At 34.5% G+C, this 26,301-nt stretch carries 31 protein-coding genes, 1 pseudogene and 1 other annotated feature; of the genes and pseudogenes, 17 read left to right on the forward strand and 15 right to left on the reverse strand.

Features of this window, described 5'->3' with window-relative positions:
* Nucleotides 1-3: 3 nt before the first annotated feature.
* The 3 genes from AC2CGN_RS06330 to AC2CGN_RS06340 form a co-directional block, all read right to left on the reverse strand.
* Nucleotides 4-519 (reverse strand): ribosomal maturation YjgA family protein, encoded by a 516-nt coding sequence (locus tag AC2CGN_RS06330; protein ID WP_484512745.1) that lies wholly within the window; start codon nucleotides 517-519, stop codon nucleotides 4-6.
* 59 nt (nucleotides 520-578) lie between these two features.
* A complete protein-coding gene (locus AC2CGN_RS06335; RefSeq protein ID WP_484512747.1) occupies nucleotides 579-800 on the reverse strand; it encodes a DUF2642 domain-containing protein in 222 nt (73 codons plus the stop codon).
* 441 nt (nucleotides 801-1,241) lie between these two features.
* The gene (locus AC2CGN_RS06340; protein ID WP_286923001.1) at nucleotides 1,242-1,631 is read right to left on the reverse strand and encodes a spore coat protein; all 390 of its coding nucleotides are present in this window, start codon (nucleotides 1,629-1,631) and stop codon (nucleotides 1,242-1,244) included.
* 400 nt (nucleotides 1,632-2,031) lie between these two features.
* On the opposite strand from AC2CGN_RS06340, the gene AC2CGN_RS06345 reads away from it, so the two are divergent.
* Nucleotides 2,032-2,283, forward strand: coding sequence for a hypothetical protein (locus AC2CGN_RS06345; protein WP_429981433.1), 252 nt, complete (start codon nucleotides 2,032-2,034; stop codon nucleotides 2,281-2,283).
* A 261-nt stretch (nucleotides 2,284-2,544) separates the two neighbouring features.
* Here AC2CGN_RS06345 and AC2CGN_RS06350 read toward each other — a convergent pair whose 3' ends face one another.
* A complete protein-coding gene (locus tag AC2CGN_RS06350) occupies nucleotides 2,545-2,988 on the reverse strand; it encodes a carboxymuconolactone decarboxylase family protein (RefSeq protein ID WP_429987094.1) in 444 nt (147 codons plus the stop codon).
* Nucleotides 2,989-3,080: 92 nt separating this feature from the next.
* On the opposite strand from AC2CGN_RS06350, the gene AC2CGN_RS06355 reads away from it, so the two are divergent.
* The gene (locus AC2CGN_RS06355; protein WP_484512749.1) at nucleotides 3,081-3,287 is read left to right on the forward strand and encodes a hypothetical protein; all 207 of its coding nucleotides are present in this window, start codon (nucleotides 3,081-3,083) and stop codon (nucleotides 3,285-3,287) included.
* A gap of 138 nt (nucleotides 3,288-3,425) precedes the next feature.
* On the opposite strand, the gene AC2CGN_RS06360 is transcribed toward AC2CGN_RS06355, so the two are convergent.
* Nucleotides 3,426-3,629 carry a translation initiation factor 2 gene (locus tag AC2CGN_RS06360; RefSeq protein ID WP_429981435.1) on the reverse strand — a complete coding sequence of 68 codons (204 nt, stop codon included), beginning with the start codon at nucleotides 3,627-3,629 and terminating at the stop codon, nucleotides 3,426-3,428.
* Between the two features lie 548 nt (nucleotides 3,630-4,177).
* Nucleotides 4,178-4,642 (reverse strand): aminoacyl-tRNA deacylase, encoded by a 465-nt coding sequence (locus AC2CGN_RS06365; RefSeq protein WP_429981437.1) that lies wholly within the window; start codon nucleotides 4,640-4,642, stop codon nucleotides 4,178-4,180.
* 227 nt (nucleotides 4,643-4,869) lie between these two features.
* On the opposite strand from AC2CGN_RS06365, the gene AC2CGN_RS06370 reads away from it, so the two are divergent.
* Nucleotides 4,870-5,940, forward strand: coding sequence for a collagen-like domain-containing protein (locus AC2CGN_RS06370; RefSeq protein ID WP_484512752.1), 1,071 nt, complete (start codon nucleotides 4,870-4,872; stop codon nucleotides 5,938-5,940).
* A 390-nt stretch (nucleotides 5,941-6,330) separates the two neighbouring features.
* The gene (locus AC2CGN_RS06375; RefSeq protein ID WP_429985112.1) at nucleotides 6,331-6,492 is read left to right on the forward strand and encodes a hypothetical protein; all 162 of its coding nucleotides are present in this window, start codon (nucleotides 6,331-6,333) and stop codon (nucleotides 6,490-6,492) included.
* Between the two features lie 444 nt (nucleotides 6,493-6,936).
* Here the strand turns inward: AC2CGN_RS06375 and AC2CGN_RS06380 are convergent, their stop codons facing one another.
* The 5 genes and pseudogenes from AC2CGN_RS06380 to AC2CGN_RS06400 form a co-directional block, all read right to left on the reverse strand.
* Entirely contained in the window at nucleotides 6,937-7,125 is a 189-nt protein-coding gene (locus AC2CGN_RS06380; RefSeq protein WP_484512754.1) for a hypothetical protein, read from the reverse strand.
* A 28-nt stretch (nucleotides 7,126-7,153) separates the two neighbouring features.
* Nucleotides 7,154-7,354 (reverse strand): RNA polymerase subunit sigma, encoded by a 201-nt coding sequence (locus AC2CGN_RS06385; RefSeq protein ID WP_429987096.1) that lies wholly within the window; start codon nucleotides 7,352-7,354, stop codon nucleotides 7,154-7,156.
* A 1,011-nt stretch (nucleotides 7,355-8,365) separates the two neighbouring features.
* Nucleotides 8,366-8,671, reverse strand: coding sequence for a DUF3784 domain-containing protein (locus tag AC2CGN_RS06390; RefSeq protein WP_429985115.1), 306 nt, complete (start codon nucleotides 8,669-8,671; stop codon nucleotides 8,366-8,368).
* 199 nt (nucleotides 8,672-8,870) lie between these two features.
* Complete coding sequence (locus AC2CGN_RS06395) at nucleotides 8,871-9,341, reverse strand: DinB family protein (protein WP_429981442.1); 471 nt, start codon at nucleotides 9,339-9,341, stop codon at nucleotides 8,871-8,873.
* An 876-nt stretch (nucleotides 9,342-10,217) separates the two neighbouring features.
* A pseudogene (locus AC2CGN_RS06400) lies at nucleotides 10,218-11,165 on the reverse strand (beta-propeller fold lactonase family protein); the annotation flags it as partial.
* 437 nt (nucleotides 11,166-11,602) lie between these two features.
* Between AC2CGN_RS06400 and AC2CGN_RS06405 the strand changes: the two are divergent.
* Nucleotides 11,603-11,800: a PepSY domain-containing protein gene (locus AC2CGN_RS06405; RefSeq protein WP_484513179.1), complete on the forward strand. Its 198-nt coding sequence runs from the start codon at nucleotides 11,603-11,605 to the stop codon at nucleotides 11,798-11,800.
* Nucleotides 11,801-11,856: 56 nt separating this feature from the next.
* Here AC2CGN_RS06405 and AC2CGN_RS06410 read toward each other — a convergent pair whose 3' ends face one another.
* A complete protein-coding gene (locus AC2CGN_RS06410; RefSeq protein WP_429981443.1) occupies nucleotides 11,857-13,017 on the reverse strand; it encodes a Ger(x)C family spore germination protein in 1,161 nt (386 codons plus the stop codon).
* A gap of 178 nt (nucleotides 13,018-13,195) precedes the next feature.
* On the opposite strand from AC2CGN_RS06410, the gene AC2CGN_RS06415 reads away from it, so the two are divergent.
* The 6 genes from AC2CGN_RS06415 (at nucleotide 13,196) to AC2CGN_RS06440 (ending at nucleotide 17,568) form a co-directional block, all read left to right on the forward strand.
* Entirely contained in the window at nucleotides 13,196-13,348 is a 153-nt protein-coding gene (locus tag AC2CGN_RS06415; protein WP_484512757.1) for a GNAT family N-acetyltransferase, read from the forward strand.
* A gap of 404 nt (nucleotides 13,349-13,752) precedes the next feature.
* Nucleotides 13,753-14,298, forward strand: coding sequence for a GNAT family N-acetyltransferase (locus tag AC2CGN_RS06420; RefSeq protein WP_429981445.1), 546 nt, complete (start codon nucleotides 13,753-13,755; stop codon nucleotides 14,296-14,298).
* A 64-nt stretch (nucleotides 14,299-14,362) separates the two neighbouring features.
* Nucleotides 14,363-14,908: a nucleoside/nucleotide kinase family protein gene (locus AC2CGN_RS06425; RefSeq protein ID WP_429987097.1), complete on the forward strand. Its 546-nt coding sequence runs from the start codon at nucleotides 14,363-14,365 to the stop codon at nucleotides 14,906-14,908.
* Nucleotides 14,909-15,218: 310 nt separating this feature from the next.
* Nucleotides 15,219-15,815 (forward strand): protein kinase, encoded by a 597-nt coding sequence (locus tag AC2CGN_RS06430; protein ID WP_429981446.1) that lies wholly within the window; start codon nucleotides 15,219-15,221, stop codon nucleotides 15,813-15,815.
* Nucleotides 15,816-16,328: 513 nt separating this feature from the next.
* On the forward strand, nucleotides 16,329-17,033 hold the full coding sequence (locus tag AC2CGN_RS06435) for an alpha/beta hydrolase (protein ID WP_484512759.1): 705 nt from the start codon (nucleotides 16,329-16,331) through the stop codon (nucleotides 17,031-17,033).
* Nucleotides 17,034-17,373: 340 nt separating this feature from the next.
* Nucleotides 17,374-17,568: a hypothetical protein gene (locus tag AC2CGN_RS06440; RefSeq protein ID WP_484512761.1), complete on the forward strand. Its 195-nt coding sequence runs from the start codon at nucleotides 17,374-17,376 to the stop codon at nucleotides 17,566-17,568.
* A gap of 209 nt (nucleotides 17,569-17,777) precedes the next feature.
* Here AC2CGN_RS06440 and fumC read toward each other — a convergent pair whose 3' ends face one another.
* Together fumC and AC2CGN_RS06450 are read right to left on the reverse strand one after the other, a co-directional pair.
* On the reverse strand, nucleotides 17,778-19,169 hold the full coding sequence (gene fumC / locus AC2CGN_RS06445) for a class II fumarate hydratase (RefSeq protein WP_484512763.1): 1,392 nt from the start codon (nucleotides 19,167-19,169) through the stop codon (nucleotides 17,778-17,780).
* Between the two features lie 302 nt (nucleotides 19,170-19,471).
* Nucleotides 19,472-19,687 carry a hypothetical protein gene (locus AC2CGN_RS06450; RefSeq protein ID WP_429981450.1) on the reverse strand — a complete coding sequence of 72 codons (216 nt, stop codon included), beginning with the start codon at nucleotides 19,685-19,687 and terminating at the stop codon, nucleotides 19,472-19,474.
* A 165-nt stretch (nucleotides 19,688-19,852) separates the two neighbouring features.
* Nucleotides 19,853-20,053 (forward strand) — a binding site (T-box leader).
* Between the two features lie 76 nt (nucleotides 20,054-20,129).
* Here AC2CGN_RS06450 and AC2CGN_RS06455 point away from each other — a divergent pair.
* From AC2CGN_RS06455 to AC2CGN_RS06480, 6 genes are all read left to right on the forward strand, one after another.
* Entirely contained in the window at nucleotides 20,130-21,041 is a 912-nt protein-coding gene (locus AC2CGN_RS06455; RefSeq protein WP_286926811.1) for a DMT family transporter, read from the forward strand.
* 38 nt (nucleotides 21,042-21,079) lie between these two features.
* Nucleotides 21,080-21,817, forward strand: coding sequence for an AAA family ATPase (locus AC2CGN_RS06460; RefSeq protein ID WP_429981451.1), 738 nt, complete (start codon nucleotides 21,080-21,082; stop codon nucleotides 21,815-21,817).
* Nucleotides 21,814-23,037, forward strand: a complete 1,224-nt coding sequence (locus AC2CGN_RS06465) for a GNAT family N-acetyltransferase (protein WP_484512766.1) — start codon at nucleotides 21,814-21,816, stop codon at nucleotides 23,035-23,037. Before AC2CGN_RS06460 ends, AC2CGN_RS06465 begins: the two co-directional genes overlap by 4 nt.
* A gap of 103 nt (nucleotides 23,038-23,140) precedes the next feature.
* Nucleotides 23,141-23,455 (forward strand): TIGR04104 family putative zinc finger protein, encoded by a 315-nt coding sequence (locus AC2CGN_RS06470; RefSeq protein ID WP_429981453.1) that lies wholly within the window; start codon nucleotides 23,141-23,143, stop codon nucleotides 23,453-23,455.
* Between the two features lie 36 nt (nucleotides 23,456-23,491).
* Nucleotides 23,492-24,286, forward strand: coding sequence for a hypothetical protein (locus AC2CGN_RS06475; RefSeq protein ID WP_484512768.1), 795 nt, complete (start codon nucleotides 23,492-23,494; stop codon nucleotides 24,284-24,286).
* Nucleotides 24,287-24,398: 112 nt separating this feature from the next.
* On the forward strand, nucleotides 24,399-24,815 hold the full coding sequence (locus AC2CGN_RS06480) for a DUF5412 domain-containing protein (RefSeq protein ID WP_429981456.1): 417 nt from the start codon (nucleotides 24,399-24,401) through the stop codon (nucleotides 24,813-24,815).
* Between the two features lie 22 nt (nucleotides 24,816-24,837).
* Here AC2CGN_RS06480 and pdxR read toward each other — a convergent pair whose 3' ends face one another.
* Complete coding sequence (pdxR, locus tag AC2CGN_RS06485; RefSeq protein WP_429985126.1) at nucleotides 24,838-26,220, reverse strand: MocR-like pyridoxine biosynthesis transcription factor PdxR; 1,383 nt, start codon at nucleotides 26,218-26,220, stop codon at nucleotides 24,838-24,840.
* Nucleotides 26,221-26,301: the final 81 nt, after the last annotated feature.

Below are 26,301 nucleotides of genomic sequence, written 5' to 3' on the forward strand. Positions count from 1 at the left end.
GAGTTAATAACTGCGAAGTGTGAATTTAAGTGAAACCTTATCTAACACAGCAGCGATTAGTATCCCTACTGTATATCGAATTAAATCCTCTATAAGAAAACCTTTACCAAGTATTAAAGCCCCAAGCGTTGTTGCACGAATCTGATTGATCCAATTTTCCTGATATAGCTGACTAAATTCAATGCTGAAACTAAACAAAAAACTGAGCAAAATAGCTGTGAGAGTGCTCTTCTGTACTAGCAAAAATCGAAATCCCAAATAGACCATTATAGCCCATAGGACGTCTCCAGCGTTTTGAGCTACAAAGGGTGAGAGGGAAAGACTCCATTTTCTAGAGGCAAGTCCTAAAAAAATAGTGATTATAATCGTTATTAAATAAACTATTCGCATGTTTCGGGATTGTGAGTTTGAAGGTTTCAATAGGATCACTCTTTCAGCATCTTGATCGTATTCTTTTGCTTTCATTATCTCATACATGGTGGCAATAAAACTATTACATTTAGTTTCATAGCAGGTCATCGAGGACCATTTCTTTTAACGACATTATTTTTATGATGAAATCGGGCTCATATGTATATTTATTTCTCTTCTGCTTTTTCAAAATAAACGATTTCACATAATCTAATATGATGAAAATTTCCATTAACGACAAGAGTTACATGATTAATGAAAACATTATCTAGGGTACCTATCAATTTGCCGACAGTTGTTGTGATGACCATCATTAGCCCTTTATGTTGAATCAAATTCTCGATAAATTTGGGATCAACAGTTGTCATGTACATAACATTTTTCGGCATTCTCATAGCTTCCCAGTGCTGTACATCTTCATTCTGATAATGTGGAGGGGGTGGAAATGAGGAGTAGGGGGGCGGGTAGCCATAGTACACAAATCTATTCATATGTTGTATGCTCCTTTGTCCTAAGTAGAAAAGCATTTCTATAACTTATGACAAATAGCTATAAGGTGTTCCAATGAACGGCGATGGTAACATTAACCTGCTCGTTTGTTAATGATTACTTATATTTCTGCTATTTTTTTGATACGGTGGCTTTAACTGATTAACTAAATAACTCATTCATATTCAGCAAGAGGAATCTGAAAATAGACTGTCATAGAAGAAAAGTAATGCGATTTTAGACATTCAATTAAAAGAAAATGTTCAGCAAGGAAGGAGAAATCTTGCTGAACATTACTGTAAATATGATGATAATAATTTTACTGAAGGTTGGATTTTTTATTAATTAATGAAATCTTGAGGAACACATTCACGAACACCAGAATTTCTTAATGAGTTAAATAAAGCTGCACTGATTCTTAATAAAACATTGTTATCAGTGCCATTTTCTAAATCATAGATGACAAAGTATGAATTATCGACTGTGAAAATACATTTTCGTTCTAATTTAAATCCAGGTGGTACAGGAGGAAGATTAAAGCGTGGTACAACTATAGGCGTATCTCCTTCATCTCTGATAAAATTGAAAGTTTGTTGGTCAATCTCATAGATATTCACTGGATCAATCTCCACACCTTTATCTGGAATTGTAATTTCATCTTCAACTAATAGGAAAAAGCGTTCGTTTCGAAAGTTGAAAAGACTTCTCGCTCCAATTTCAAATGATGCCATTTTATATTCACCTCCTATTCTATATAATATTTTATTCATATCGAATACGGATGTTTGGACAATTAGGAAGGTGGAGTGAAGATATATAAATATTATTTTTTCAATACTTATAATTAGCCATGGTGTTTCTAGACCAAAGTCAATCCTATAGGGTACTTTTGAGTAAAGAAACTATAAAAGGGTCACTTGGGATAGAAGTGACCCTCAGTAACAAGATTCGGAGGTGTAAGGTTAAATTAGCTTTACATTACTATTAATATGTCGTGATAGCTATATATGTATAGTGAATTGCCTGTGAAATAAATTAATAAAAAAGCCGTAGCATCGTAACACGCTACAGAAAACTAATGAACAATATAAGGGGAATGTTTGAAACTAAAAGAATGAAGGGGATGGTGTAGTGAGCAAAATAGATAAACGAAACAGATTAAGCAAAGAACCGTTTAATTATGAAATAACGAAAAAAGGAACTGTTGTCATACATTACAAAGGGAAACAAATTAAAATTGTAAAGGATAGGGAAGCCGAGCGTCTTATCACAAGGATCAAAGAAGTTGAAGATAATATAACAGCAATACAGTTATTATTAGCTAAAATTACGGGTAATTTTAAACGTGGTAACGAAAAATTTAGAAAAAATAAAAGAAAGTAAAACAAAGGCTTTACTCCCAAAATTTCTGAGGGCGATAAGCGAATATTTGAAAGAGATTGTGTCGTAAAAAAGCCGGTTTATTTGGCTAGAACAGAAGGTAAGTATTACTTTGTAGATCAAAATCAACTTTGTAAAAAAGAACAAATTTGGTTTGAAACCACATGATGATAAAAAAGCGTGGAGGCTATGAGGATTAGTCGAAAGAAATTTGAAACGAAGGAGGGAAAAAACGAACACCGTGAGATATTCGTTTAAGCGTTATTATTTTTCAGTTACTGTATTCCCCATTGCAATAGAAATTCTATTCCAATTGTTGATCTGATTAATGATTAGAACAAGGTCAACATACTGTTTGTCGTCATAGTATTCACATACACGCTTATATAGTTCATCTGGAACTCTTTTAGTAGGAATTAAAGTTATATGCTCAGATAATTCTAGAGCAACTTTCTCCTCAGGAGTATAAAAAGCACATTCATTCCAAGCAGTTAAACAATAAATACGCTGTTCTGTTTCACCCATCTTACGAGCATCGGATGTATGCAAGTCTAAGCAGAACGCGCATCCATTGATTTGGGAGACCCTTATTTTGATAAGTTCCCTAGTTACTCGATTAATTGTAGACTTCTTTGTGTATTTTTCCATATCCATCATAATTTTCATACCATCAGGTGCAACATCATAGTAAGCAACTCTTTGGCTCATACGGCAAGACTCCTTTTGTATATAAGATAAGTTTATTATAACACTATCACGAACGTTTGTACTGGTTTTTAGCTTTGTGAAATTCGATTTAAATGGAATTTAAGAAAGAACAGATGAGTTTATTTGGAAAAGGTCAAACGGTCTATTTTATAGAGTGTATTTTTTACATTTTTATCTTCATTCAGGGAAATGTATTTTATATCGAAAGTATTGCGGCAGATACAGAAGACTCCCACCTCTACAGATGGTGGGGTGAATGCGGTTTTGGTTTCTTTTCAGTGGGTGTCCAAACTGAATGAAGATAAAGCCTCCAGTCGCAATTACGCCAAGACGTAATTAATTCTATCTAATTAATATTAAAGCGTTATTAATGATATTTAGACCATGTGTAATTATTTCTTATATGTTAGGTAAGGTGTTACGAATATTAGAGATATTTAGTTGATAATTTTTTTTACTTGTTTTAATTCGTAAATAAGATAATTGATTTGTTTTTGCATATTATCTTTCTTCATGGATTGTTCCATATCATTTTGAGAATTTGAGGTATTGGATTTTTTTAACGCTTCTAACGCTAGACCAGCAGCTATTGTTTGAATTCCATTTCCTAGTGTAGTAATAACTAAGCCGACATAGGCCAACTTGGCAGCATAAATCTCAAGAGAATCATTTGATTGACTTGAATTACTTTTACTGTTATTTATTTTCCATCCCTCCTTTTGTATAAGTCCATTATTGTATCATATGCTTCACTTTAAAAAATGAAATGAAAAAACTTATTAAAGCGAGGCAAGAAGTGATTAATTCTATTGCAATTAAACGGAGATAGCACAGCATATACGCTATGAATAATTATAACCATGTACTTCATAATTCTTGGGAAGATGCGTTGACTTTTATACAGAGCTTGTAGGATAAGACACTTTCGTTGAGCAAAGAGATGAATCTACTGGTGATCAGATTACACAACAGTACTTTAGAGTGAAGATGGTGAAATCTAAAGGTACAGTTAAAGAAGTAATAGAAAAAGGGTTTTTCACAGGAAAAGACTATTTTTCAATCCATACTGAACATTTTGAAGAATAGGTAATCGAAAACTTTGTTGGATTCATACATTGTCGGAAATGAAAGAAAATGTGCAGCTTAAAATGCAAAAACAACCGTCATTTTTTACGGTTGTTAAGAGTTACTATTTACTTACTTTAGCAATAGTGCCTTGATTGATTTTTAATAAGTCCTGAACATTAATTTTAACTAATGAGTTTTCGGAACCACCACCAGTATATATGTAATCCATATTTGTCACTTTTGGATCAACTAAAAAATTAGCTTGAAAACCAAAAGAAGGAACTCCACCTGGTGGGAAACCTGTGCGTTCAATAATTTCATTTCCATTAGCAAGTCTTGGCTTTTCTATATTTAATGATTTTGCAACTCGGGTTGTACTAGCTCTACTGTTTCCTTTTACAATGGCCACTATTAAATCATTATTTGAGTCAATCATGCAAATGTTCTTTACAAAATCGTCTTCCGAGCCATTAACAGCTTCAGCGGCTTCTTTTACGGAATGGCAAGATTGATTAAATACAAAGTGTTCAGCTTTTACATTATTGGTGCTTAAAAATTCCTTTACTTTGTTTTCATGCGAATTCATAAAGGTCGCCTCCTAATATTTTTATTTATGTAAATATTAGCACAATAAAGTAAATCTTAAAAACATTATAGAACAATATGAGTAGCATGTTAGAAAGAAAATGTTCAGCAAGCAAATCGTTTATTAGCAATAAAGGTAAATTTATATTTTCATTCAGTCAAATCACTAGTGCTATGTCTATTTCATTATTTCTAATAACAATATTATAAAAAAGGGGAGGTGATCTAATGAGATTTAGTTTTCAAAGAGGGGTAAACGGAGAAACAGGTGTAACTGGGGAGATAGACTATCAAGGAATAACAGGAGTAACTGGTTCGACAGATTTCCAAGGACTAGTAGAAAAGATAGGTTCACCTGGCTTACAAATAATAGAGGGTAAAATTGGAGCAACAGGAGCAACAGGAGCAACAGGAGCAACAGGTCCAACAGGTCTCCAAGGAATAGCAGGAGTAACAGGAGCAACAGGTCTCCAAGGAATAACGGGAGCAACAGGGGCAACAGGTCCAACAGGTCTCCAAGGAATAGCAGGGGCAACAGGTCTCCAAGGAATAGCAGGGGCAACAGGTCTCCAAGGAATAGCAGGAGCAACAGGAGCAACAGGTCTCCAAGGAATAGCAGGAGCAACAGGTCCAACAGGTCTCCAAGGAATATCAGGGGCAACAGGTCCAACAGGTCTGCAAGGAATAGCAGGGGCAACAGGTCCAACAGGTCTCCAAGGAATAACGGGGGCAACAGGTCCAACAGGTCTCCAAGGAATAACGGGGGCAACAGGTCCAACAGGTCTCCAAGGAATAACGGGGGCAACAGGTCCAACAGGTCTCCAAGGAATAATGGGGGCAACAGGTCCAACAGGTCTCCAAGGAATAGCAGGAGTAACCGGCTCCACTGGTCCAGGACAAATGGAAGTTTTCCTAAGCACAGATCAATCAGTTGCAAACAATGATTTTCTTGGAATCGGGAGTTCCTCAGTTTCTTTCATCAAAAATACATTTGTAGTCCCTCAAAATGCAGTTATAACAAGTTTAACTCTTAATATTAGAGATCATAATTTAACTGTTGGAGATATCGCCTCTGCACAAATATATTTAAGTACCAATTGTGGTTTTACTGCTCCAATAGCTACGGGTATTCTTGTAACTATTACCGGACCAAGTACATCTACTTCACCAAATTGTTGTGCAACTACAACGTCAAATTTCTCAGTAAATAGTTGTACTCTTCTGTCGGTAGAAATAAAAACATCTGGTGGTTCTTTTGCAAACGGTGTATCAGCTACTATTCGATATAATTTACCTTAAAATGTTTTTACTAACTGAAACTTTTGAGGAAAGAACAAATAAACAAAGAAGGGGGTACAATATGAAAGATTTTGTTCAGTGAAAAAAGATGGGATTTCCCAACTATGTATACTACTTATCTAACTTGTTGGATATATTCCTTAGAATTTCGTTTTGTTCATCCTGCAAGCTGTTTCGTTTCTCTAGTATGTTATTTTGTTCTTCTTTCAAGTTAATGAGTTTAAACAAAAACCAAATTACAAATATAAAAAATAATATTACAAGCATTATTCAAATAAAACCCCTTTTTGTGTGATTATACCATAAATATAATGTGATTAAGGAAGAAGGGAAACGACAATCATTAGAATTTAGTTACTGAACAATCTGAAAATCGTAGGAGTGATTTAGTTGGGATGGAAATTAAATTTTCACTTTGCAAATTTTCCAAAGATTATTCTTTGTGCTTTCGTTACAGCAAGCAATGAAGAAAAAGCAATAGAAAAATTTAATACAGATTACCCTAATTTAGCAAGGTGTATCATTACTGAAATTATTCATTTTAAACACTAGAAAGAAAATGTTCATTAGAAAGAGTGATAGAACATTGACTATTAAACATTAAACTTATTTTTCCCAAAAAACTAAATCTAGGATCACTTGGGTGGAAGTGACCCTAAATAGAAATATTATTTGAATTTATTAGGTTTATCAACTTTGATTGAAACAACCTCTCCACAGTTTTTACAAAAAGTCATAAGAAATGGTGACCCAAATGCCATCATTGATCTATTGGTTTTATATTAGCGTGACTACTATTACCACCAACTTGTCCAGTTATAAAGGAATCCTTACCACAAGTTTTACAAACTAATTTTTCATTTTCCAAATTTCACCTCATTATGTAGTATATGGAAATTATAGCATAGAAAAAACTGCAACGTTTCACACGCTACAACAAACAACTACAAAATATGAAGATACTGTGCAGTAAAACAGCCGATTAGCATATTCCAATCAGCTTCTGTTTTTTAGTTTTTTTTCCGTTTCAATACCTACACTGAAAACAGCAAATATCATACCAAAGAAAAATATGATTTGAACGAATCTGTCTGCTGTCCAATACCCTAAAAAATTCATGAAAACAAAGACGATAACTAAAACTGTTGAAACAATTTGCGTATAGAAACGTAAATTACTAAGCATTTTATACCTCCTATTACTCAATATTTTGTTATTTCTTTTCATATTTTTTGCTATCCCATGCCCAATCTAAGAAAGCAAAAATAATGACAGCCCATAAAGAAAAGAAGAAGTTACTAAGCAAATCCCAATTACCATATTTGAAATAATCCCGAATCAAAAAAATTAAAAACAGAGATAAAAACTGGAAAATATAAATATATTCCCTGACAAATTCCATTATTTCACCCATTGGTTATTTTTAACATAGAAATACTATTTGGATTCCTCTTCGCAGTGTCATAAGGAATGGTGACTCAAATGCCATCATTGATCCTATTGGTCTTAAATTACCGTGACTATTATTACCACCAACTTGTCCAGCTATAAAAGAAACCTTACCACAACTCTTACAAACTAGTTTTATATTTTCCATTATTTACACTATTTATGTAATATATGTAAATTATAGCATATAAAAAACTTCAGCGTTTCAAACGCTTCAACAAACTAATGAACAAAACGAAAATAGAGCGATTATAATATCGCTCTAAAAAACTCATAAAATCCCATGTCCATCGGAATAGCCCAAATAAAAAATCCAAGTAGGGCAATCGGGCCAAGTAATAATTTATAAACCTTAGTTGGTAATACCTTTCTAAGTGAAATTCTATAAATTTCCAAACAAACCCCAATTACAAAAGGTAGTAATAATATAGGTGGAATGAAACAAAGTAGCCTTCCAATAAGGTATAAACCCGGAAATATGTCCAAAAACATATTCGTTGAATCACCTCTTTATGTATTTTGTAAATGATAACATAAAAAAGCTGCAGCGTCGTCACACGTTACAGCTCAAATTGGTTTAGTCCTTTAAGGTTCTCAAAAGTATTATATCACACCGTAGAAATGGCAAACCTATGACAAACTATCAATCTATAGCAAGCGAAGGCAATTGAATATAATGATATGTTCTACATCATCACTCAAACGATTAAAGAGTTCAAAAGAATGCATAACGAGTTCTCAAAAGCCTTTATATGGGCACAGCAAACCTATCAAAAATTGGGTAGCACAATACCGAGTAGGGGCAGCATTGCTAAAGGATTCCAAAGATAAAAGTAGGATGGAACTTAAATGTATTGAATCATTTGAAGAGAAGCGAAACCACCATTTATTGTGGAAGGCATGTCTTACAGAGAGATAGCTTTAGACAATGTGCAGAGACAAGTAGCTCAAGGAACCGAATAGGAATATGACCCTTTTAAATTGGTTTATTAATGAATTGTTTCCATACTATAACGGTTACTGAACCTACAAAGATACAAACAGCATATATAATACCGCTTATAGAACCCAAATACTCAAGTCCAAAAGGCAATAGGAAAGTTGCAATACCTACAATATAAGAGAAAATACCAAATAGCTTAGAAAGTTTATCTTTATCGCCAGTAAAACTCTCTTCTTGGTAACCTGCAATAAGCCACAATTTCTTTTTTATATGGATTTGATAGCCCATAAAAATAATACTTAAAGCAAGAACTATACAAACAATAAATCCAACAATCATTTTACGTCACCTCAGGTTTTGGTTCTAACAATTTTACGGTTGGAATAAAAAAAGGTTTCATATTTCTCAAAATTGAATAAAGGCGTAAAAATTAACGCTAAGTACATGCCCCATTAAAACAAAAAGGTAGTAAAGAGGTGCTAGAGGATTTTGAAAAAAGGAAAGGTGTCTCAAATAAATGAAGACACCCAATGATAAATTAATCCCAAATATTAGGGACTGTAACTTTTGCAGTTCGTAAATAATCGAGTAATTGACCTGTATGAACTGATTCATGATAGGCAATTCTTAGCAACATATCTCCTAAGTCTCTTATGTACCCAACATCTGAACGGTCAATTTTAATAATTTTTAAATCTTCATCTGAAAATGATTTAATAGTTTCTATAAATTCATCTCTAAACGGTCCTGCAAAAATTAATTCATCCTCAACAGTGTTAAATGGTAGTTTTTCAAATGGAGATTCAAATACAGGAATACTCCCTTTATTTTTAATAGCCTGATGATAATAATATTCACTTTCTAGAACATGTCTAATCATTTCAATACAAGACATAGCTTCATCATCTGGTCGCCAATTTAATTTTTCTTGTGGGATTGACGTCCAAAGCTTGATACTACGTCTTCGCACTTCGTTGAAATTTAAAAGGATTAAATCGATTGCGTTCATTATTTGCCCTCCACTCGTTAGTATATTTACAATTATATACGAATGTATGTTTGTTGGGAAATAGGTTTTTTTATAAATCTACTAAATAATGTGTGAGGGATATTAGGGATAACGCGTGCGATAAGTCCGGGTAATGCAAAAGGATGCTATCCCGCAGTAAAAATCATTACAATAAGATAAAACGTATGTAATCGGAAGTAATCAAATGTAGTGATTTAAAAATTGTTGTGAAAAAAGTTGTGGAATTGAAAAAAGCCATGGCGGTCCACTAACGCCACAGCCTATATAAAGTGCGTGCGATACACTTAATAATAATGTGTGCAAATGAAGGTTACTTATACATTAAATAAAGTCTTTACGTTATAGCTAAGATTAGATTGATGTTGGGTAGCTTAATTAAAAAAATAATTTCGTGGAATAAATTCAAATTGAAAAATCTTTAGTTAAGACTGGGGAAATGGTTTGTCAATTAAATATAAATTATTTTTCGGGATATTCTACAAGTAATGATACTGGTTCAAGCAGACCTTTACTTTTTAAATTACGGTATCAAGTTTGAATTCAAGCTTTCAATAATAAAATGTGAATGAAAACATTGGGGAAGTAACTAAGTACAAGATAGAGGTCGAGTCATTAGGGTAATTATAGCGAAAGAAATTGAAGCCATTATTACTTAGCTCATAAAAAACATTGAAAGACTAACAGGCCATTAAGAGAATGTAGGTATTGTCTAACTAGGTATGGGTTTTTAATATGTAAAGCTAGGATAGCATAGTAGCAATTATTTTAGAAGATGAATACGTCAGCTATCCCAAAATCATTATATTCAAGTAAAACAGGTGTCCTTTGAAATAAATCCTTCGTATAAAAGGCTTTTTATAAGCAGATTGTTCCGGTTTTTATACCAGTAGGACCGTTAAATCCAGGAATTGTATCGATTACTGTATTTGTAGCTATATCTATAACAGACACAGTATTATCCGCCTGATTTGTAACATATGCAAGTGTTCCGTTCGGTAAGATGGTTACTTGGTCAGGGGATGAACCTACAGGGATTGTAGCAATTACCGTATTAGTAGCTGTATTAATGACAGATACCGTATTGCTACCTTTATTGACAATGTAAACAAGTGTTCCATCAGGGGTAATGGCTGTTCCCACAGGTCCTGTTCCCACAGGGATTGTAGCAATTACCGTATTAGTAACAACATTAATGACAGATACTGTGTTACTATTTTCATTTGTCACATAAGCAAATTGCCCACTTGGTGTGAAAACAATTGATCTTGGGCGGATTCCTACAGGGATAGTAGCAACAACGGTATTCGTAGCAGTATTTATAACTGATACTGAATTTGAGTTTTCGTTTGCAACGTAAGCTAACGCACTATTCGGCGTGAAAGCTACGCCCTGAGGCTGGAGTCCTACTGGAATAGTAGTCGTCACGGTATTCGTAGCTGTATCTATAACAGACACAGTATTAGATCCATGATTTGCAACATATGCAAGTGTACCATTTGGTGAAACTGCAACACCAAGTGGGTTGACTCCTACCGGAATGGTAGCGACTACCGTATTAGTAGCAGTATCAAAAACCGTTACATTATTCGATAAGAAAGCTGTAACATATCCAAATGCTCCATTTGGTGTAATCGCTACTTCTAGAGGACCAGTCCCTACTGGAATGGTAGCGACTATAGTATTCGTAGCTGTATCAATTACGGATACCCTATTATCAGGAGTTACTAACTGTCCAGCGTCTGTAACATAAACGAGATAATTACAACTTGGTGGCACAGGTAAAAATGGTGGCTTGCAACGACAAGGGCAACAAAAACCACAACAATGACAATGACAACTTGGATTTGATTTGAACTTGATCTTTTTAAAATATTTATGTTCTTTCTCCACACGGTACACCCTTTCTATCATATATTGATACAATATGTATCGAACATGTAAATGGTTCAAATATACAAAGGGTTAAAGGGTAATTTTTAAAGTTGATTCCCAAACCCTTAGAATTTTAAACAGTTTAGGTAAAATTCAAGGGGTTGTCAGAACATAATTTAATTGTACTTTAATAAACATAGACAAAGGCCCTAAACCTGTTAGCCAAGGTTTTGAGCCTTTGTATTTGTACTGACATTCCTTTCAAACTATCACTTTACCGGATTGGGTTTCACCATAGGATTTAGCAAGAAATCGTTGACAATCTGAGTTAATTGACATAAATGATAATAGATTAAAATAATCAAAGAATTTCTCCGCAACAAGCAATGCAGATTGCTGTGCTAAGAGTACCTGGACAAATCATACATTATGGAATGGATATGGAAAACGGTACTTTAGTATATGAAATATTTATTCTGACATCTCAAAATAAGATTTACAAAGTAGAAGTAAACGCAAAGACAGGTGTAATTCGTAAAATTGAAGAGGAGAATGATTCCGATTAAAATATCTTTATTAACAAAAATCCCAGGTACTCAATATTTTTGAGCCTGGGATTTTTTTACTCTACAATTGTTTCTTCAAATGTTTTTCTACCAGGATTTACTTTATTTACGTAAACATTTATTTTGCTTATTGACTCTTTAGTCAAGGGTATTTTCCCGTCTTTCTCTATTTTCTTCCATACTTTTACTTTGTCTCGGTACAGGTATTCGGATAAACGGTAAATATCAACGTCTAATTTCAATCCCTCTTCATATGTTGTCTTTATTTCTTCTTTAACCTTCTTAATAATACCTTTTCTTATCTCGTCTGAAGTTACTTTAGTTTTAAAACCATTGAGTGTAGCGTTGAATTTAATATCTATTTCAAATGTCACCTGATTGTTTTTAACAATTGGTTTAACATCAAGATCTATTTTTTCTAAATCTAACGTTAAGTAATCTCTTTCGCTATCGTCCACTTGAATGGTTATGTCCCCTCTATTCTTTTTGGTCAGCATCCATTGGGTTCCTCTTGCAGTGTTACCTTTCATCGTTCCTTTAAATCCATCTTTTGAAAGGATGCAGTTACCATTTACGGAAGTTTCCTTTGCGGGCTTCTCATTTTTAGACTCCCAACTTTCGTTGATTGAGACTAATGACAAAGCCACTTCATGACTGGGTTCATTTAATCCAATAATTAAACTTCTTAAATCGATAGGCTCAATAAATGTTTCTAAAGCTTTTGTATTTAATGGACTACTTAGTTTTGAACTTGTAAGTGGCTTATTTACTAAAGGTGTTATCAGAAGAATCTCTTCTAATGAATCCTTTGTACAATGGGCAAAAATCTGATATCTTGTTTCTCTAAAACGTAAAAAACTATCTATAACAGAGATAGCATGTTCACTTTTTAAAACTTCTTCAGTGAATATAGCATAGGTCATATGCCCCCAAAATATTTCTTGGTCAACTGAGCGATATATATTATAAATAGCTTCTTCCATGGTATTCCCTTTAGCATGTCCAATCTCTGATGGTGTTGTTTCAGGACTGGGCGTTTCAGATTTTGCAACATCGGCAAAGTTAATCAATTGTATATAAACTTCATACTTATTATCTTTAAAATCTACACCGACTCCATGGACATAATACATTCTTTGGGGTTCAGAGACATCCCAACATCCAGCGAGAAACAGTATCATGGTAAAGCATATGGTTAAGATAATTTTTCTTTTCAATTTGTCATCCCTACTTTTAGAAGTTTTTATTTTGGAAGTTGGTACTTTCAGTTTAGACAAAAATATAGACAGTTATAATTTTAAAAAGAAGGGTTTTCTAAAAGTATTCTAATTTATACAGGAAAATTGGAGAAGTAATTTTATACATGAAAAAAGCCACTCATTTGAGTGACTATTAGTGGCTAAGATTATTGGTTTTGGATTATCAATATTAGGACCTATTGTAGCTCCAAATTTTGAAACAGCATTACTAATAAAAGAGTTAGCATCTAAACATCGAGGGAATTTAAGAATTGACGTGCCCTCCGGTAATAATGAGTTAATGTCATAAGAGTTACAAAATGATGATTGTAGGAATTAGTTTTTATCTATATCCACCGCCATGTCCTACCGTTGAAATAATGAAACATCCATAAGGAGTATGCATGAATCATCCAAACTTGAAACTTAGACATTAAAGAGAAACAGCTCTTGAATGAGTAGCTGTTTTTGTCATTTCACGATTAATTCCAAAATCCCATAGTTGTTTAGCATCATTGTCTCCCACAACCATCGAGAATTGATTGCAATTATAGTGGGGGAATTTATCATTTGTGTATATTATTTGAACAATCATTGAGAAATAATAAAAGAGATAAAATTTACTGAAACTAAATGTAAACTTTAAACGTAAAAATAATGGTTTATATAACCAATTATAATTACCGTTTTTTGGTGCATTGGAGGATTAGAAAAATGACAGTTAGTTATTGGACAGGACAAAATCTTACATTACGAGCGATACAACCAGAAGATATCATTATATTTGAATTTTTAGATGATGAAATTCTTCGAAATATGGATTCGATTCATTTTCCTCGCTCAGCTAATAAAATGTCAGAATGGGTAGAAGAACAATCTGAAGAAGATGATGAATTCCGTTTTGTTGCAGTAGATAGAGATAATAATATTGTTGGGTTGATTGAAACATTTGATTGTGATTTGAAAAACGGTATCTTTGATTATTATTTAGCTGTATTCGAACCTTACAGGGGTAAAGGATATGCAAAAGAAATGATTCTCATGGTTCTACGATTCTTCTTTTCAGAGCGTGCTTATCAAAAAGTAAATACAACAGTATACTCCTTTAATGAACCATCCATACGCCTTCATGAAAAATTAGGTTTTATGAAAGAGGGTCAACTAAGAAAAATTATTTTCACTAAAGGTGCTTATCATGATGGTATTTGCTACGGAATGACAAGAGAAGAATTTGAACAAAATCATGGATCTTCTCTATAAAAAATAATTACAGTATAGAGATAAGTAAAATAGTGATCCAAACAAATAAAAATGGGGGGATTTTATGAAAAAAGAAAAGAAACCACTAGTTATTGCTATTGCTGCGGTTTCGGGCGGTGGAAAAACGACTATCTCGACTCACCTAAACGAAAGATTAAAAGATTCTAAAATACTTTTATTTGATGAATATGATTTTGATGGTCCTGATGATATTATAGATTGGATTGACAATGGAGCTAATTATGATGAGTGGAACTTGGCTCCTCTAATTAGAGATATAGAAGCGTTACTAACTGAACCTTTAGATTACATAGTGCTGGACTTTCCGTTTGCCTATAAACACTTTGAAACGAGTAAATTCATAGATTTTGCTGTGTTTGTTGATACTCCTTTGGATATTGCAATGGCACGTCGAGTATGTAGAGATTTTAAGAATAATTCGGTAGAAAATATTTTAATGGATATGGAGGGTTATATTTCACAAGGAAGGCGTGGCTATCTAGAGATGTTAGAAACAGTAAAACCGAATTCCGACATCATTGTTGATGGGACTTTACCCGTATCCGAAATTGTAAGTATTCTTTCTCAATACCTAGACCAGATTTCTTAACAGTTCTATTTTCTCCATAATTCCTAAATTAAGGTGTCTCAGTAAATAATCCGTAAAATGACCTCCGTGAGGGATGGTAAAATTAAAATACTTTTTAATGTCCGATCATTTACTCTTTTAATCTTTTAAAACAAGCCCTTTTAATAATGCAGCTGCAGAGATGTGGTTGCTTTTTATGGAGGCCAAAAGAATTCAATTAGAGCAACTGCTTCTTGTGCTAACGGAGCAGGTTACTTTAAGGTGGAAAAAGTAACTAAAGTATTGAATTTATATAACATTAAGTTTTTTAGTTGTGTAAGGAGGGAAAACAATGCTTAAACAAATAATTCAAAGTTGGGATCAGTATTGTAGAGATGAAAATTTTGTTGGCATAGGTTCTACAAGAAAAGTATATAGAGTTTTAGATTATGTAATAAAAGTGCATTTGCATCCAATCGGTTATAAACAATCGAAAAAAGAATTAGAAATTTACACTTCAATGGTTGATAAAGGTCTCGCCCAGTTATTCGCTCAGACATACTATGTTGATGATTTCATATCTGTACAAAAATATTACAAACCTTTAGAACTAAAGAATAATCAAACGTATGAGGTAAAGGATGAAGAAAACCAATGTTTGATCCCTAATTTGTTTGATGAGGTTTTAGAAATATTAGATAAAAACTTCGATGGCTTTGATTTAGAAGACAGTAGTAATTACGGTTTAAATAATAATGGTAAACTTGTTTTTACCGATTATGGTATGACAAAGAGTTTATATGAAAAAGAGTGGGTTCCGTTAGCCGAAGAGGGCATACTTCCGCAAATACATTTTGACTTTTGCAGTGTTTGTGGATTAGAAAAGGAACTTCGTATGTACGGAGACAATGACAGAGACAAACGTTGTTATAATTGTGGTAAGGAATAAGGAGAATCAGTATGTCGTAAAGTTTGTGAATACTTAAAGTAACGGGGACGATTGTTCAATAGAGCAGTCGCTTTTTTACTAATGAACATTTAATTAAATCGACATCAACCTAATGTAAGAGAACTTTTATCCTTCGCAACCTCAGAAAAGAATGTCGTGAAAGAATATGAATTATATTAAAAATGCATTCTCCAGTAAGAAAATTATATGGATATGACCTTGAAGATGAGATTGTGTTGGCTGTATTGGAATAGAATTTTTAAGTTCAAACCGGTGTGAAATAAAACATATTGGAGTATCTCAAAATCATAGGGGAGTTAGTAATGCTTGTAAGCTTCTGAAGAAGTGGACAAAAGAAAGGTTTAAAATATAAAATAGACTATGTTATACAGATATAGAGAGATATATAATTAGTTTGTGGTAAGTTATGAATAGTTTGGTCTATTTAAGTAGAAGAATATAAAATGTATGTGATTGTTTGAAATCCCATACGTCTTATTCTATGGAGGAAATATGCTTAAAGACAATTTTAAAATTAGTAATATTCCCGCAGTTTTATGGGGAGCAAAGAGTGAAAAAATTTATATTGCAGTACATGGAAATATGTCAAATAAAGAAGATGCAGTGATTCAAATATTAGCTGAAGAAGCCAATCAAAAAGGTTATCAAGTATTAAGCATTGATTTACCTGAGCATGGAGAAAGAAAAAATGATAATACTCCTTGCAAAGTACAGTTTTGTGTTAGTGAATTATCTATAATTATGGATTACGCAAAAGAACATTGGAAAGAAGTAAGCGTGTTTGCATGTAGTATGGGAGCTTATTTTAGCCTTTTAGCCTATCAAAATGTTGTGTTAGAAAAGGCATTATTTTTATCACCAGTAGTTAATATGGAACGAATTATCGAAAATATGATGAAATGGTTTAATGTAACACCAGAGCTTTTGCAAAAAGAGATGACTATAGAGACACCAATTGGTCAAAAGTTGTATTGGGATTATTTATGCTATGTAAAAGAACATCCTATTAATACATGGAATACAGATACATATATTATGTATGGAGCCAAAGATGAACTGTGCGAATTTGAAACTATTAACTATTTTACAAAAAAACATCGTTGTGAATTAGAAGTCATGGAAACAGGTGAACATTACTTTCATACTGAAGAACAGTTAAAGATATTTGGACAGTGGTTACACAAACATATCGATTAGCAAATTACAATCAGGAATTATAAATGTCAGTTTATTCACTTAAACAAACGAGGTGTTTTACCTAAATAAACCACAAAAAAAGACCACTCTTTGATGGGTGGCAAAAATAATAAACTATAAATGTCCAACCGTTGAAATGCTGAAAATCATTGTGGGAGTCAAATCTTAATCATTAATTTTTTAATCTTTTAAAACATGCTTTGAATAATTAATATATATAATCAAGCAGCTGCAGATATGTGGGTGCTTTTTAGTTTGGTTGTTCATATTATATTGAATGCATTATTAATATATGTCTTTTATGGTAATATTATTGAGAATACATAAGGGAGGTATTCTATTGTTTGAAAATGTTTCAAAATTCCAATTAACACTATCTTTTGTAATGGTTTTTATCGGTTTTTCACAAGCGTTTAACAACTGGGAAGAAAAGAGAACTTTATCTTTATTCTTTTTGACTTCTAGTATTTTAGTTTTAATTCTTGCGATTCTTGCTTTAATTGACTATAGAAAACGGCAAATATCTAAAGACTGAAAAGCCTCTTTAACGAAAAAAAGATTGAAGCAAACTAGCCTCAATCTTTCTTACTCACACATTCCTTCACGCACGCTCAACGTATTTTATTAGCCCCAGGACCTAAAGATCTTATGCATTATCTTGCATTAAACAAAATGATACGAGATGCTAAAAATAATTGGTATATCAATGGTGGGGCGACTTCAAGGAATCACCTTGCACTTACATCATTTTACGTTTGGATAAATCATTGTTGCAGGATCTACATATTCATCAAACTGTTCTTCTGTTAGCAATCCTGTAGAAATTGCTGCCTCTTTTAAAGTTGTCCCTTCTTTATGGGCTTTCTTCGCAATTTTTGCTGCATTTTCATAGCCGATATAAGGATTTAATGCCGTTACAAGCATTAATGAATTTTGTAAGTTATGATCAAGTACTTCTTTATTTGGCTCAATGCCTATTGCGCAATGGTCGTTAAATGATTTCATTGTATCTGCTAATAGACGAGTGGATTGTAAGAAATTATAAATAATGACTGGTTTAAAGACGTTTAGTTCGAAATTACCTTGTGAAGCGGCAAAGGCAATTGTTGCATCGTTTCCAACAACCTGTGTTACTACCATTGTCATGGCTTCACTTTGAGTCGGATTGACCTTACCTGGCATAATTGAGGAGCCTGGTTCATTTTCGGGAATGGTAATTTCACCAATTCCTGAGCGAGGACCACTTGCTAACCAGCGTACATCATTGGCAATTTTCATTAAGTCTGCGGCAAGTGCTTTTAAGGCACCATGAGCAACGACAGCCTCATCATGACTTGTAAGAGCATGGAATTTATTTGCTGCAGAAGTAAAATGCTTATTCGTCAGTGCACTAATTTCGGATGCTACTCGTTCGCCAAATTCAGGGTGTGCGTTAATGCCCGTGCCAACTGCTGTACCACCAATCGCAAGTTCCTTCATGTATTCTATATTTTGGATAATCATATGCTCGGATTTTGATAGCATTGCTGCCCAGCCACTAATCTCTTGACCTAATGTAAGGGGAGTTGCATCCTGTAAATGTGTGCGGCCAATTTTGATAATGTCTTTAAATTGCTCAGCTTTTTCTTCTAACGTTGCTTTTAATAAACGAAGACGTGGTAATAAATAATCCTCAACCTTTAACACGGCTGCAATATGCAAAGCAGTGGGGAATGTATCATTTGAGCTTTGGGATTTATTAACATCATCATTAGGATGAATACGGTCAGCCTCTCCAGCATCTTGTAAAATCTGGTTCGCTCGATGTGCAATAACCTCATTGACGTTCATATTCGACTGTGTACCACTACCTGTTTGCCATACAACAAGTGGGAATTGATCGTCCCATTGACCATTTAAAATTTCATCAGCTGCTTGGGCAATAGCGTTTGTTTTAATGGCTGAAAGCTTTCCAAGTTTATGGTTCGCGATAGCAGCACTTTTCTTTAAAATAGCCATCGCTTGTACGAGCTCGATTGGCATTTGCTCTGTACCGATTTGGAAGTTTTCTTTACTACGCTGTGTTTGAGCACCCCAAATTTTATCAGCAGGTACTTTAATTTCACCCATAGTGTCTTTTTCAATACGATAATCCATGTAAAACAGCTCCTTTGTTTATGTAAATATTCCGTAAATACAGTTAAAAAACGGATATTCTTAGTCTGATGTAAGAATATCCGTTTGATACATGCTTATTTCAAAAAAGAGGGGGATTCTGAATTAAGCAATTTGGAGTAAAGAAATAATCTAATGATAATGATAATTGTTATCAATTAAAAAGTCAACTATTCTGAATTGAGAACAGTTGGTAACTTACTATTTTGATACCCATTTAAAAAAATTTAAAACGCTATCATTGCATTTATCAACAATAGCGTTATTCCTTAAACTATAAAAGGCTATCTTTTTTTCTTCCCAAGTTCTTTAATAGGCTGTTTCTTAGGTAAAATTTCAAAAACGATACGTACTTGGTAATTATTGTTGTCGATTTGATTAACCTCAATGATTTTTGCTTTTCGTCCTTTAATTTTAATATTTTCTTCTACAGTAGGTAGATTGACGAGCAGCTGACTTAATACGGAAATCTTGCCTTCATAAAAATGAGTCACAAACATATCACTTTTCTCCCTTGTTCTTTTTTTAGGTAAAATAAGGTGCAAAAGGTTTTACTCAATGTATGACAATCATTTAGAAAGTAGAACATTTTCTATAAGTCCAAAAGAATAGATATCAGGGAGTCTTGACGAAAAGGGTGAAATGAATTATGATGTATCGAAAATAATTTAACAATGATTGGAAGTAGTAGTGAATGTAGTTTGCTTTAGAGAGATGATGGCTGGTGAAAATCATCGCAAACCATTTATGAACTCATCCAGGAGTTCTTTATGCTGAAGATAGTAGGTATAAACGGCTGCTACCGTTATAGTCAAGTGAGCTTTCTAGCTAATCAGAGTGGTACCGCGGATAACTTCGTCTCTATATTTTTTGGAGACGAAGTTTTTTATTTGGGAAATGAAGAAAGAAACTGGCGCTTAAATGATCAAGGGGGGAAATAGAGTGGAGATAATAAAAAAGCATACAACAACAGTAGGTTTAACTGCACTTGTTCTGTCAGCACTTCTAACATCGATGAGCCAAGTGTTCTATGCCAAGCAAGTACAGGAGGTACCCACCTTTTTATTTACGGGTATTAGTTTTTTCATTACAGCGATTTATTTCTCATTCTTTGCCAGAAAACGAAAGCAAGTGAATGTGTGGAAGGGAAATATTAAGGATGTAGTGAAGTTGAACGCTGCTACAGTGATAACATTTATGGGCTTTTATTTTGCCTTAAAATATGTTGAGTCCGCGATTGTAAGTGCACTTGAAATGGGCATTGGACCGCTTTTTGTTTTAATAGTAGCTGTTTTTGCTAAGGAGTCCATTCCTCGGGTTCAATGGGCAATTGCTTTAGGAACATTTATTGCTTGTACGATACTAATAGTAGCTGTTATTAGTGGGAAATCAGCTGTTCAAATGGACCTAACCTTGCCTGTAATTGTGGCATTAATAGCGAGTGTTGGCTGTGGGATTGGTGCAGTTCTCTGTACAATCTACTCAAAGCGATTAAGTGAGGCTGGTTGGACTACTTCTATGATTTTAGCTAACCGCTATTATGGCATAATTTTATTATCTTTTTCTGCAACTTTCGACATATTTTTTAATTATTTCTCGGGAAATATTTCATGGATACTTGCAGTCACAGTAATAGGTGTCATGCTACCGATGTATTTATTGCAGATAGGCATTCAGTATTGTTCATCATTGATTGTAATGATGAGTTTATGCTTTGTTCCAATATTCACATTTTTCTTTCAGCTGTTTGATCCAAGGCTCTCATGGTCACCTATTTCCTTTATAGGCATTAGTTTATTATTTATTTTAGGTGTTTGTAGCTTGTATTTGGAAAAAAAGTCGGTTTCAGAGTAGCATGAGCGCGTTATAATAGTAGTAAGGGAGGAAACGAAATGTATTTAAAATCATGTAAGGTGTTACAAAACAACATCGAAGATAAGCATGTATATCCCTTTAACATACCAAGCTTGCAGGATTTACAGGAACTAGAGTTTCCGACAAATGTCACTTTCTTTGTTGGAGAAAATGGCTCTGGTAAATCAACACTACTGGAGGCAATTGCTGATTGCTGTGATTTTAATACAGCAGGTGGTGGGCGACAAAATTTATATGAGGTACATAAAGCGGAATCTGCACTTGGGGAATATATTCGATTATCTTGGTGGCCGAAGGTTTCAAATGGCTTTTTCCTACGTTCTGAAACATTTTATCAATTTGCAAGTCATATTGATATGTTAGAAGAACTTGACAAAAAGAAAAAGTATGCTGCTTTTGGTGGCAAATCATTACATCATCAATCACATGGAGAATCATTTTTATCATTATTTATACATCGCTTTAAAGGTAAGGCCATTTATTTATTGGATGAGCCTGAAGCAGCACTATCGCCAACAAGGCAACTCAGTCTCCTAAAGATTATAAAGGATTTAGAGCATGAGGCACAGTTTATTATCGCTACACATTCACCAATTTTACTTGGCTATCCAAATGCAACAATTTACAGTTTTGATGGTGAGGAAATTAAGTCTATCCGTTATGAAGAGACCATACATTACATTGTTACGAAGCGCTTTTTAAATGCACCAGAAACCATTTTTTCAGAGTTATTTGATGAGGAGAGGGAATCATGAATCAACGAAAAGGCTTAATCATGCGAGAAATTCGATTAGATGAAATGGCACAATCCATAGATTTACTCAATTATGTGTTTCAAATGTCCATGTCTATTCATAAGGATCGCCGCTTTGTCAATGCAAAAAGCAAGCAATTCGATGAAGGACATGCAATAGGATGGTTTGATGGAACACAGCTTGTCTCACAAATTTTAAGCCTACCTTTTGAGGTAAACGTACATGGTCGGATTTACGAAATGGGCGGTATAACGGCTGTCGGAACATATCCAGAATATTCAAGACATGGATTAATGGAGAGTCTAATTATGGAATGTCTACAGCAGATGCGAAATGAAGGGCAATATATATCCTATTTATTTCCATATTCAATTCCGTACTACCGAAAAAAGGGCTGGGAAATTATGAGTGATATTGTGGAATTTCAGGTCAAGGATACACAGCTACCCCATTATGCAGGACTAAATGGAAAGATACGTCGAGTTGATCCAAAGCATGAGGATGTTGTAGCGATTTATGCAAGCTATGCCCAAAAAACGCATGGTGTGATGGTACGCAATAGCATTGCCTGGAATGAGAAGTTTCAGGAAGACTTTTGGGAAGAAAAGTTTATTGATAGCGATGCTAACCTTCAGGCAGCTGTTTATTATGATGAGGATGATGTGCCACAGGGCTATATGTTTTATCGTATTATGGAAGAAAATTATTACATTGATGAAATCGTCTATTTACAGGAAGAGGCACGTAAAGGCTTATGGAATTTTGTCTCTGCTCATAGCTCAATGATTTATAATGCTTATGGCAAAACGACTGGCAATGAAGCAGTTGCCTTTTTACTGGAGGATAGTGAGATTATACAAAAGGTTTCCCCTTATTTTATGGCACGTATCGTGGATGTCAAAGAATTTTTATTACGTTATCCATTTGTGGGAAATGATTTTCAGTTACGACTGGCTGTTAGTGACCGTATTGTGGCATGGAATAATGGCACATTTGTGATTACGGTAAAGGAAGGAAAGGTTAGTGTTGATAAGATTAGTGATACACTGTCCGAAAATGCTGTTCATCTAACAGTGCAAACGTTAGCCACAATGCTATTAGGCTATAAACGACCAAGCTATTTGGAAAAAATCGAACGCTTACAGGGCAATGCCATTGAAATTGCATTACTTGAGACAGTGCTCCCTGTCGGTATTCCAACATTTATCGATTATTTTTAACCTTCTTAGGGAATTTGTACAGGTTTAACTTGTGCAAATTCTTTTTTATATGTTTCTGGAATGGTAATTATGGCATAATTAGTGAATGGAGGGGATAGTTGATATGCCAAAATGTATTGCATGTAAGGAAAAATGGTCATGGAAGCAGTCAATGCGGTCAATTGTATCGTTTTCTCGCTTTATTGGCTGTCCATACTGTGGGAAAAAACAAATGCTAACTTCTATGACACGCATTTCCATTTTATTATTAGTCTTTGTACCATATGTAACAATGCCTTATGTGATTGATGAAGAGGTAAAAAGCTCTGCAGTAGCAATTGGTATCGCGATTTACTTATTTGCCTTAGTCCTAATGATGCCTTTTTTAATGGACGTACGTGAAATCCCAAAGCATCTGCAAAAGTATGTCCCAAAATAATACATAGCAAGAGGATGACCTTCACCTTTTTTGAGTGTGAAGGTTTTATTTTGTAGAAAAGTACTAGGTTTTAAAGCCATATTTGCTCGGTGTGAGAAGAAAAGCGCTCGGTTCAACCTCAAAGTAGCTCGGGTTGAAAAGGAAAGTGCTCGGTTTAACCCCAAAGTAGCTCGGGTTGAAAAGAAAAGCGCTCGGTTCAACCGCAAAATCGCTCGGGTTGAAAAGGAAGGTGCTCGGTTCAACCTCAAAGTCGCTCAGGTTGAAAAGAAAAGCGCTCGGTTCAACCTCAAAGTCGCTCAGGTTGAAAAGAAAAGCGCTCGGTTCAACCTCAAAGTCGCTCGGTTTGAAAAAAAAAGTGCTCGGTTGAACCTCAAAGTCGCTCGGTTTGAAAAGAAAAGCGCTCGGTTCAACCCCAAAGTCGCTCAGGTTGAAAAGAAAAGTGCTCGGTTCAACCGCAAAGTCGCTCGGTTTGAAAAGAAAAGCGCTCGGTTCAACCTCAAAGTCGCTCGGTTTGAAAAGGAAAGAGCTCGGTTGAACCTCAAAGTAGCTCGGTTTGAAAAGAAAAGAGCTCGGTTCAGCCTCAAAGTTGCTCGGTTTGAAAAGGAAAGAGCTCGGTTGAACCTCAAAGTCGCTCAGGTTGAAAAGAAAAGTGCTCGGTTCAACCGCAAAGTCGCTCGGGTTGAAAAAAAAAGTGCTCGGTTCAACCTCAAAGTCGCTCAGGTTGAAAAGAAAAGCGCTCGATTCAACCGCAAAGTCGCTCGGTTTGAAAAGGAAAGTGCTTGGTTTAACCTCAAAGTAGCTCGAATTGAAAAGAAAAGCGCTCTGGCCTAAAAAACACAATACTTTTTTTGAATAAACGCCACCTCCTTTGGATAATAAATTAGAACTAGGAAACAAACCCACCCTTATTTTCGTTATTGTATTTTAAAATGGGGGGATATTGTTGGATACGACAGAGAGGGTAGGACGGAAAAAAGTTTACAGAAAAGTGCTTATTGTACTTGGTGTCTGGCTCTTATTTATTGCAAGCATTATAGGATATGGGGTTTATTGGTTATTTTTTGATTGGAGTAGGTTTAAACAGGAATTGATTGCCGAATCCACTTCCCCTGATGGCACCTATACAGTGAATGCTTATGTTTCAAATGGAGGGGCCACTACATCTTACACGGTTTTGGGTGAATTAATGTTTAATAAAGAAAATAAGAAATCAAAGAAGATCTATTGGCAATACCGGGAGAATGCAGCCGATATTACATGGGTTGATGATGATACTGTCAAAATAAACGGCGTGATATTGGATGTACCAAATGAAACCTATGATTATCGAGATCATGCGGAAAATACTAATAAGCCATAACATGGTTGCTATGGCTTATCTATTAAGTTAACCAAGCTTTTTTTAATAGTTGTACTCCTGAAACAATTTCATCTAGTTGCAATTTGCTAAAGCCTAGTTGAATGATAGGCTCAGTGCTTGTTTGCCTAAGGAAAAAGGGGCTGGTTGGATATACCTTAACGCCATACTGTGCGGCATTTTCTATGAGTTGCTGCTCAGAAAGCTGCATATGTACTTTCACTAAAATATAGAGACCTGATTGTGCTCCTAATACTGTAATCTTGTCTCCAAATTGTTGTTGTAGCTCCTGTACTAGACGATTGATCTTTAGTTTATAGGTAATCCGCATTCGTTTAATATGCCTTGTCCATTCGCCCTTTTCCATAAATGCTGCCATTGTTAATTGATGGAGAGAGGAAGCATTATGCTCAAAATATTGAAAGCGTTCTTTATATTTTGAGACAAATGTTTTGGGCAGTACTATATAGCTTAAGCGAACTGCTGGTAAAAAGGATTTTGAAAAAGTGCCAATATAGATAACACGTGATTTATCAATAGAGGCAAGGGCAGGGAATGGCTGCTGTGTATAGCGAAATTCGCTATCATAGTCATCCTCTAGAATATAGCCATCCACTTGTTTAGCCCACTGAATCAAGGCTTGTCGCTGCTGGATGCTCATCGAAACGCCATAGGGAAAATGATGGGAAGGTGTAATATAAATTAGACGTGCATGTAAATGTGCTAAGTGATGAAGCTGTGCCCCGTTTTCCAAAACAGGCAATGACTCTATCTTGAAGTTATGTAATTTAAAGGCTTCACGCGCTCCATTATAACCGGGATCCTCCAAAATAATACTGTCAAAATCCTCTTTTAATAAAAAGCCTAAATAAATTAACTGTTGCTGTGTGCTGCTGCCAATAAAAATGTCCTCTGCATCAACATGAACACCGCGAGCTTGTAATAAATAACCCACAAGCTGTTCCTTTAAACGAGGTTCACCAAACGGGTCCCCATATGTATAGCATTCTTCCCCATGTAATATTTGATTGGCCATTTGTCGCCAAATCTTTAACGGAAAATACATTTGATCGACAGCACCTGCTCGAAAATCAATGGTGATATTTCCAGTGATTTGCTTTTTATTGGGAATCCTTGGTCCTGGCTTATCATGTAAAAATACCTGCTCAAATTCATTGACAAAATATCCTTTTCGTCCTTCTCCACGTATATATCCCTCTGCGACAAGCTGCTCGTAGGCAGTTAAGGTCGTGTTGCGACTCACCTGTAGTGTATCTGCTAGCCTACGAATAGAGGGAAGCGTATCATTTGTTTTTAAGCTACCTTGCTCAATTAAAGTTCTGATTTGCTGATAAATTTGCTTATATTTTGCCTCTTTATCTGTAAAGAAAAAAATAAAATCATTCATAAGGCTCCTTTCTGACATGTTGAAATATTTATTTTTGTCACTTTTTATATGTCAGAATGTTTTTTATTATCATACAAGAAA

The sequence above is a fragment of the Lysinibacillus sp. DFXJR4 genome (assembly GCF_057196045.1).